Origin of the sequence: Nocardia asiatica NBRC 100129, assembly GCF_000308415.1 — a bacterium.
In the GTDB taxonomy this organism is placed as follows: Bacteria; Actinomycetota; Actinomycetes; order Mycobacteriales; family Mycobacteriaceae; genus Nocardia; species Nocardia asiatica.
This window is the reverse complement of the sequence record NZ_BAFS01000204.1, coordinates 1-8,226: the sequence shown is the minus strand read 5'-3', so window position 1 is coordinate 8,226 and position 8,226 is coordinate 1. Positions and strand designations below refer to the sequence as shown.

The following is an 8,226-nucleotide window of genomic DNA, read 5'->3' as shown; positions in this document are numbered from 1 at the left end:
ATTCTCCAGCGCGCTGAGGTGGGCGAACAGCAAGTAGTCCTGGAAGACGACGCCGATGCGCCGCCGCTCGGCGGGCACGAAGATCTCCGGTGGCGCGTCCCAGGTCTCGCCGTCGAGCCGGATCGCGCCCGCGGTGAGCGGCGTCAGTCCGGCCAGCGCGCGCAACGCCGTCGTCTTGCCCGCCCCATTGGGACCGAGCAGAGCGACCACCTCGCCCGGCGCGACGGCCACGGAGACATCGAGCCGAAACGACCCCCTCGCGATCCGCAGATGCGCATCCAGGGTCACAGCACACCCCGGATCCAGCGCTCGCGCAGCGCGACCAGCACCGCCACCGAGACACCGAGCAGCACCAGGCTCAGCACGATCGCGTCGTCGGGATCGGTCTCCAGCGCCAGATAGACCGCCAACGGCATCGTGGTGGTCCGGCCGGGGAAGTTGCCCGCGAACGTGATGGTGGCGCCGAATTCGCCGAGCGCACGCGCCCAGCACAGCACCGCGCCCGCGACGATCCCCGGCAGCACCGACGGCACCGTGACCCGCCGGAAGGTCAGCCAGCGCGACGCGCCGAGCGTCGCGGCCGCCTCCTCGAAGCGCGGATCGGCCGCCCGCAGCGCGCCTTCCACCGCGATCACCAGGAACGGCATCGCCACGAACGCCTCCGCGATCACCACTCCCGCGGTGGTGAAAGGCAGTGCGACCCCGAACCATTCGTACAGATACCGGCCCACCAGCCCGCGCCTGCCCAGCACCAGCAGCAGGGCGACGCCGCCGACCACCGGGGGCAGCACCAGCGGCACGGTGACCAGCGCCCGGATCACCCCGCTGCCGGGCACCTCGCCGCGGGCGAGCAGCCAGGCCAGCGGAATTCCGAACACCAGGCAGAGCACCGTCGCCAGGCTCGCGCACAGCAGCGACAAGCGCAGCGCCGCACCGACTTCGGCGGCCGCCAGCCGCTCGGGCAGCGTCCGCCATGGCGTCCGCCACAGCAAGCCGAGCAGGGGCACGAGCAGGAACGCCAGCGCGGCGACCGCGGGCAGCACCAGCACCAGCGGTCGTCGTCCCGCGGGCGCCCGTCGCCGTGCCGAGCCGATCACGGGGTATCGAATCCTGCCGCCGTGAACACCGCGCGGGCCTGCTCGGAGCGTACGAACTCGACGAACGCGGCCGCCGCCGCGGCGTTCGGCGCGTGCGCCAGCGGCGCCACCGGATAGTCGTTGACCGCCTGGTCCGCCTCCGGGAAGGCGATGCCCTGCACCTGCGCGCCGCCCGCGCGCACATCGGTGCGATAGACCAGCGCCGCGTCGACCTCGCCGAGCTTCACCTTGGTCAGCACCGCTCGAACGTCGGCCTCGCGGGTGTCGGGCCGCGGATCGACGCCCGCGATCTGGAGAACCTTCTCGGCTGCCGCTCCGCACGGCACCTGAACGGCGCACAGGGCGATCTTCGGTTCGTTCTTGCCGAAATCGGCCAGGCCGGTGATCGCGGCCGGGTTGCCCTGCGGCACCGCGATCTCCAGCCGGTTGCGCACGAAGGTGGCCGGTGCGGCGGTGACCTCGCCCTTGTCCACGACCTGCTGCATGTTCTTCGGCGCGGCCGAGGCGAAGACGTCGGCGGGCGCGCCTTGGACGATCTGCTCGGCGAGTGCGGAACTGGCGCCGAAGCTGTACACCACCCGCACTCCCGGGTGTACAGCCTCGAATCGTCTGCCCAGCTCGGTGAACGTCTCGGTGAGCGAGGCCGCGGCGAAGACCGTCACGGTGCCGCCGATCCCGTTCGGGTGCGTCGGCGCGGGCTCGCCGGAGCCGCATCCGGTCAACGCGACCGCGGTGACTCCGGCAACGGCCATCGCGCTCAGTCGGATCATCTCTGTCAACTCTCCGGTATCTCGACTACGACATGTGTCGACTTGACCGACGCCACCGCGACGCTGCCCACCTCGAGCCCGAGCTCGTCCACCGACTCCCGGCTCAGCAGTGACACCAGGCGGAACGGTCCCGCCTGCATCTCCACCTGGGCCATCACGGTGTCCTTCACCACCCGCGTGACGATGCCGCGCAGGCGATTGCGCGCCGAGGCCGCCACGGTGGCGCCGGGCTCCGGCGCCTCGGCGTTGGCGCGGAGGAACTCGGCGAGTTCCCGGCCGCTGACGCCCTTGCGCCCGCTGTCGAGCTGCAGGGCGGTCAGCTTGCCCTGCTCGATCCAGCGCCGCACGGTGTCGTCGCTGACCCCGAGCAGCGCGGCGGCCTCGCTGATCCGCAAATTCGACATGAAAGGAAGTTTATTTCCGCATCTGCGGAATGCAAGCTGGGCGCACCGCTCCTGACCCAGCCACCCGCCACGGCCTCCGAGCGGTGCGGGCTAGCGCACGCGCAGGCGCAGCATCGAACTCGCGCCGCGCTGGAATTCGAAATCGACGCCGACGAGGTCCGATCGCACTCCCTCGCTACGCAGGGCTTCCCGGAGACGGTGGAGAAGGTCGTCCAGCCGCCCCCCGGCATGATCCACGAGCGGGAACACCCGGACCTCGCCGCGGCATACTCGCGCCAGCTCCCGCAGTGCCGCCGAGTGGAAGTCGAAATCCAAGCGGTCGGCGTAGGTGAACAGCAAGTGCGAGCTCAACACCAGATCGAAGGACCGATCGGGAAAATCCAGCGCGGGCAGCACGCCGTAGCGATAACGCCACGGGTTCGCGCGCAGGTCCTCGGCGAACCGGCGCGCCGCCGTCCCGCGCAGCCGCCGATGGCCGTCGGGATCGCCGTAGAAACCCCAGACGTAGCGGTCGGCGGCGGCGGTCGTGTGGGCCGCGTTGCGGTCGAGTTCCGCGGACGCCAGCGCGGTCAGCTCCGCGGCGGGCATGCGGTACACCGGGTCGGCCGCGATCGCCCGCGCGCCCAGTTCGGCTGCCTCCGCCGCGAAGCTCGCGGCGCCTCCTGGGCAGTCGAGGATGTCACCACGCAGGTCGTCGTCGGTGAGCGCGAACATGGCGCGGTATTCGCGCAGCGATCGGCCGGTCAGCAGATAGCGGCCCGCGTCGACCGGATCGTGTTCGTCGCCCATGCGAGGACGGTAGCCAGGACCGGCTCACGGTGCGAGCGAGTTTCCGTCCGCGGGCCGGGCCGAGCCGGTCGGCCGGACCGGGTGCAGGCGCTGAATCGTGAGCGCGGCCGCGAGCAGCCGGGAGTCGTGCGGGTCGGTGGGATCGGCGCCGGTGAGTTCGGCGATGCGGCGCAGGCGATAGCTGAAAGTGTTCGGGTGCACGTGGATCTCGGCGGACGCCGCCTTGCGATCGGAACCGTGCCGCAGATGCGCGTCGAGCGCGTCGAGCAGATGGGGACTGTCCAGGATCGGCGCGATGCGCTCGGCCAGTCGCGCGCGGGCGGTGCCCGGTCTGGTGATCTGGTACTCCAGCAGCAGGTCGTCGAGCTGGTAGACGCCCGAGGGCCGGCCGAGCAAGCGCGCGAGTTCGGCGAGTTCGGTGGCTTCTTTCGCGGTGTGCGGGATGGCGTCCCTCGGCACGGACGGATATTCGGCCACGAACACCGGAACACCGAAGTGCTCGGTCAGTTCCGTGGCCAGCCGCGCGTGGCGCGCGTCGTCCGCTTCGGCGCCGGAAGCGCTGGGCAGCAACGCGATTCCGGTCCAGCCGTCGAAGGTGGCCAGCGCCGTCGTGCCCGCGAGGGCGTCCAGCGCGCGGTGCAGGATGCGGATGCGGCGGCGACCGACGAGCGTCGCGACGGTGCTCGGCTGGTCGTCGTGCCGGATGTGGATCGCGAGCACGGTGTAGTGCTCGGCCAGCGCCGTGTCCGCCCGCGCCGCCAGTTCCGCGGTGGGCAGCCCGTTCAGCAGCGCCGAGCACAGCGTGCGGCGCGCCTCCCGCTCGGCGTTGTAGATGGACTGCTCGACCTCGGTGTAGGTCTCCACGACCGTGACGTTGATCTGCATCAGCAGGTCGAGCAGACGGCTGCCGAGCAGAACGAGATCGTCGAGCTCCTCGCGGGAGGCCAGCGCGGCTGCCTCCTGCAGCACCGACTGCGCCGAACCGTGAATGGCCTCGATCAGCACGGGCAGCGGAAACCGGTCCTCGGCGTGCCGCTCGGCCACCGGGGCGACGAACGTCGCCACCTCGGCCTTGGTGAAGCTGCGCTGTTCGCCGATCGCTTGCAGCACCGCGCGGCCGCACGCGTAGATCGCGGGCAGCACCTCGGCGGTGAAATGCCCCTCCGGCAGGTCGGCGGCCGGCGGGGTGGTGCCGAGGCCCGCGGCGAGCATGCGCTCGGCGATCTGCGGCCAGCGGGTGAGCAACCGGGTGACGAGCGGGGCGTCACCGGCCACCGGGGACAACGCGACGGACATGGGCCGATTGTTTCCGACCACAGAACCCGCGGCAAGCTCGTGCGCGCGGCCGCGTGAAATTTGGTTCGGACGCCAATATCGCGGAGGAAATGTTCTCTTCCGCGTGCAGTGACACCACTCCCGGGCGCGCCCTACATTCGGAAAGCGGCCCGTAACTATGGCCCGGATCACATCTCGCCTCGAAATGTGGCGTGGGAGACATTGTTCGGCGGTGCTCGATTCGCCGCCGGGCCGCATTCGTTCGGTGCGAATGGAAGTGGACTGGATGTTGGCAATTATGCACAACGCTCGGCGGGCGATTCTCGGGGCGGCGGTGATCGCGGGCGTCACCATGGCGACCGCGCTCGGCGGCGGCGCGGCGTACGCGCGAGAAGAGATCGAACCGACGCAGCAGGCGCTGGCGGACTATATCAGCGCGGGCCTGACGCCCGCCCCGGACGGCAGGCAGCCGCGCGCGATCGTGGACGCCGGAAGTTCGTCGGGCTGGGCGACCAGCGTCGCATCCGACGCCTCCGGTGAGGGTCCGGAGATGTCGGCGTATCTGGCCGCGTTCGCCTACGGTCTTACCCACCCCGACTCCGCCCCGTCCGGCGCCAACCGCTGGAACTGCGCTCCCACCGCCGAACACCCGCGGCCGGTGGTGCTGCTGCACGGCACCTGGCTGAACGCTTACGACACCTTCTCCTCGTTGTCGCCGCGTCTGGCGCGCGCCGGATTCTGCGTCTTCGCCTTCAACTTCGGGCGATCCGGCCTGATGCAAGGCGGCGGACTCGGCCCCGTCCTGCCCGGGCGCTTCGGCGTCGGTCCGATGGAGGATTCGGCGGCGCAACTGCGGGACTTCATCGATCGGGTGCTGGCCGCGACCGGTGCGCAGGCCGTCGACATAGTCGGGCATTCCCAGGGCGGCACGGTCGCCAACCATTACCTGAAATTCGAAGGCGGCCAGGGCAAAGTGGGCAAGCTGGTGAGTCTAGGGGCCACCCACCACGGCACCTCGCTGATGGGCATCGCGACGCTGGGCCGGATCATCAACAACTTGGGCGTGAACATCCTGGGGTTCTACGAACCGCTGGTCGGCATCGCCAATATCCAGCAGGCGGCGGGCTCGCCGTTCTACACCAGCCTGAACGCGCAGGGCGACACGGTGCCCGGCGTCGCCTACACGGCGATCGGTTCGCGGCACGACGAGATCACCAACCCTTATCAATGGACCTTCCTGCAGGCGGGTCCGGACGCGACGGTGGACAACGTGACGCTGCAGGACGGGTGTGAGCAGGATATGTCCGATCACCTGACGATGATGTATTCCCCGCGGGCGGCATCGATCGTGCTGCGCGCGCTCGACCCGGTCGCGCATCCGGCGCTGGAATGCACCTTCAATCCGTGGATGATCGGCGGCAACGGCAGCTTGTGAGCCGCGCTGTCACTGCATCGGCGAGAGAATCCGCGCGCATCTAATTGGGCCCCGCGACAATTCTTTTCCGGCCGCGACATTGGTTGGGTGAGTACGGGCCCCGCGCACCGTCACCGGCGCGGCGGTGCCCGTGGTCACGGCCGTGCCGTCGGAGAGGGAGAACCGGATGACTGTGGAGCTCGAGTGGGACGGCGGCGCGGTGCCGCCCGAGCCGGCGGCTTTCTCGCATCGGCCGATACTGCCCGAAGCCGATCCGTTCTACCTCCCGCCGCCCGCGGCCGGGCGCTTGCGTCCCGGCGCGATCGTGCGCACGCGCAGGGTGGAGATCGGATTCTTCGGCATGGTGCCCCAGCGCGTCTCGGCATGGCAGTTGCTCTATCGCACGAGTGATCTTGACGGAGTGCCGGAGGTCGCGGTGACCACCGTGCTGCTGCCCTGGGGCGCGGACCCCGCCGAGCCGCGCCCGCTGGTCTCGTTCCAGTGCGCGATCGACGCGGTGGCCTCGAAATGTCTTCCCTCCTACGCGTTGCGGCGCGGTGCGCGGGCCGCGGGGGCGATACCTCAGCTCGAACTCCCGCTGATCGCCAGCGCCCTGGCCCGGGGCTGGGCGGTGTCGGTGCCGGACCACGGCGGGACCGCAGGACGGTTCGGCGTGGCCAGGGAGCCCGGATATCGCGCGCTGGACGCGGTGCGCGCCGCTGTCTCCTTCGTCCCGCTCGGGCTGGACCCCGTCACACCCGTTGCCCTGTGGGGTTATTCGGGTGGGGGATTGGCCACCGCGTGGGCCGCGGAGGTGGCCGCGCAGTACGCGCCCGAGCTGAATATCGTCGGCGCGGTCGCCGGATCGCCGGTCGGTGACCCGGCCGCCGCTTTCGTACGGCTCAACGGCACGCTGTTCGCGGGGTTCGCGGCCGTCTTCACCGCGGGGCTGCGCCGCGGCTACCCGGATCTGGACCGCCTGCTGCGCGCCCACCTCGACGCGCGGTATCTCGGCTGGCTGGCCGAGACCGAGACCACCGCGACGTTCCCGCTGCTGTATCGCTTCGCCCGCCGCGATATCGACAAGCACAGCCCGGCGGGCATCACCGCCATGATCGCCCAGGACGGGTTGCGGCGGATTCTCGAGGACATCCACCCGGGCCGCCAAGCGCCCGCCATGCCCATGCTGGTGCTGCAAGGCGTGCACGACGAGGTGATCGCGGTCGCCGACGTGGACGGTCACGTCGCCCGCTATGTCGACGGGGGAGCGCACGTGCGCTACCTGCGCGACCGGCTCAGCACCCATCTGCTGCTGCAATTCCTGGCGCTGCCGGTCATGATCGACTGGCTCGCGGGTCGCTTCGCCGGGCGCGAGCTGCCCGCGGCCGGTACCCGGACCAGCTGGTCGCTGGCCCTCGCCGGTCCGGCGCTGCGCGGCCACCTGGATTTCGCGGCCTTGCTCGCGCGCATGTGGCTCGGACGACCGATCCGCGCGCCGCGCCCGCCCGCGATGTCGCCTCCCCGCCCGCGCCGCTTCCCCGTCTTCTCCGCCGCACTCCGCAATCCCTTGTCCTGATCTTGCCGCGCTCCCGCCGACGCGCCGCTGAGCTGGCCTGATCTCGAGTCGGTGGGCGGCGCGGCCGAGATTGGTGCGTCCCGTCGCAAACGTGTCCGTTTTGTTCTAGCGTGAGCACGGTTGGTGCCGAGAGGGGTCGTGGATGCGTAGCGGGATGCTGAGTGTGGCGCAATTGCGGGACCGGGTCGACACGGGCGAGATCGACACGGTGCTCGTCGCCATGACCGACATGCAGGGGCGGCTGCAAGGGAAACGCTGCGCGGCGCGATATTTCCTGGACGAGGTCGTCGCGCACGCCACCGAGGCGTGCGGGTACCTGCTCGCGGTGGACGTGGACATGACGACTGTCGAGGGATACGCCCTGTCCTCCTGGGCGACCGGGTACGGAGACGTCGTGCTGCGGCCGGATCTGCGCACCCTGCGGACCGCGCCGTGGTGGCCGGGCACGGCGTTGGTGCTGTGCGATGTCGAGCACGTGGTGCCGGAAGGCCGGGCGGTGGCGGTCTCGCCGCGCCAGGTGCTGCGCAGACAGCTCGATCGGCTGACCGAGCGTGGCCTGCGCGCGTTCGTGGGGACCGAACTCGAGTTCCTGGTGTTCGACGACAGCTACGAGGCGGCCTGGAACGCCGGGTATCGCGGGCTGACCCCGGCCAACCAGTACAACGTCGACTACTCGATGCTCGGCACCGGGCGGATCGAGCCCTTGCTGCGCCGTATCCGGAAGGAGATGGACGGCGCGGGGATGTACGTCGAATCCGCCAAGGGTGAGTGCAATCCCGGTCAGCACGAGATCGCTTTCCGGTACGACGAAGCCCTGACCACCTGCGACAACCACAGCATCTACAAGACCGGCGCGAAGGAGATCGCGGCCCAGGAGGGCCGCAGTCTCACCTTCATGGCG

Annotated in this window: 9 protein-coding genes; 3 read left to right on the top strand and 6 right to left on the bottom strand. The window is 70.4% G+C overall.

All coding sequences use genetic code 11. The features are described 5' to 3' along the window. The 6 genes from ON27_RS19790 to ON27_RS39930 all read right to left on the bottom strand — a co-directional run. On the bottom strand, window positions 1–288 hold a 288-nt coding region (locus tag ON27_RS19790; RefSeq protein ID WP_043729543.1), incomplete at its 3' end, for an ATP-binding cassette domain-containing protein. After that, window positions 285–1,097, bottom strand: coding sequence for a molybdate ABC transporter permease subunit (modB, locus tag ON27_RS19785; protein ID WP_086007516.1), 813 nt, complete (start codon window positions 1,095–1,097; stop codon window positions 285–287). The genes ON27_RS19790 and modB, both read right to left, overlap by 4 nt. After that, the gene (modA, locus tag ON27_RS19780; RefSeq protein ID WP_043729539.1) at window positions 1,094–1,867 is read right to left on the bottom strand and encodes a molybdate ABC transporter substrate-binding protein; all 774 of its coding nucleotides are present in this window, start codon (window positions 1,865–1,867) and stop codon (window positions 1,094–1,096) included. Before modA ends, modB begins: the two co-directional genes overlap by 4 nt. A 5-nt stretch (window positions 1,868–1,872) precedes the next feature. Further along, window positions 1,873–2,271 (bottom strand): TOBE domain-containing protein, encoded by a 399-nt coding sequence (locus ON27_RS19775; protein WP_043729537.1) that lies wholly within the window; start codon window positions 2,269–2,271, stop codon window positions 1,873–1,875. A 90-nt stretch (window positions 2,272–2,361) separates the two neighbouring features. Then, on the bottom strand, window positions 2,362–3,060 hold the full coding sequence (locus ON27_RS19770) for a methyltransferase domain-containing protein (protein WP_043729535.1): 699 nt from the start codon (window positions 3,058–3,060) through the stop codon (window positions 2,362–2,364). 24 nt (window positions 3,061–3,084) lie between these two features. Continuing rightward, window positions 3,085–4,356: a PucR family transcriptional regulator gene (locus tag ON27_RS39930; protein WP_051046782.1), complete on the bottom strand. Its 1,272-nt coding sequence runs from the start codon at window positions 4,354–4,356 to the stop codon at window positions 3,085–3,087. Between the two features lie 277 nt (window positions 4,357–4,633). Here ON27_RS39930 and ON27_RS19760 point away from each other — a divergent pair, with 277 nt between their 5' ends. The 3 genes from ON27_RS19760 to ON27_RS19750 all read left to right on the top strand — a co-directional run. Further along, window positions 4,634–5,770 carry an esterase/lipase family protein gene (locus ON27_RS19760; RefSeq protein WP_043729532.1) on the top strand — a complete coding sequence of 379 codons (1,137 nt, stop codon included), beginning with the start codon at window positions 4,634–4,636 and terminating at the stop codon, window positions 5,768–5,770. 166 nt (window positions 5,771–5,936) lie between these two features. Next, window positions 5,937–7,325, top strand: coding sequence for a lipase family protein (locus ON27_RS19755; protein ID WP_083887675.1), 1,389 nt, complete (start codon window positions 5,937–5,939; stop codon window positions 7,323–7,325). Between the two features lie 142 nt (window positions 7,326–7,467). Further along, on the top strand, window positions 7,468–8,226 hold a 759-nt coding region (locus ON27_RS19750), incomplete at its 3' end, for a type I glutamate--ammonia ligase (RefSeq protein ID WP_506330633.1).